Below are 216 nucleotides of genomic sequence, written 5' to 3' on the forward strand. Positions count from 1 at the left end.
GCACGTGGCCCGGGCCTTCGATCATGGTTTGCACGTCGTGCTTCCAGGCGGTCTTGGTCAGCTCGCCGAGGGTTTCCAGCTCGCCGAATTGCGCGGCGTCGTTGGCGTCGGCAATCGAGCCCGGGCGCAGGCCGTCACCGAGGGAGAAGCTGACGTCATAGGCCTTCATGATTTCGCAGATTTCGTCGAAATGCGTGTAGGTGAAGTTCTCTTTGT

Annotated in this window: 1 protein-coding gene; it reads right to left on the reverse strand. The window is 60.6% G+C overall.

The window, feature by feature from the left end:
- On the reverse strand, positions 1-216 hold a 216-nt coding region (locus AAE027_RS39600; protein WP_479714285.1), incomplete at both ends, for a phosphomethylpyrimidine synthase ThiC.

The organism is Bradyrhizobium sp. DN3, assembly GCF_041357655.1.
Classification (GTDB): Bacteria; Pseudomonadota; Alphaproteobacteria; order Rhizobiales; family Xanthobacteraceae; genus Bradyrhizobium.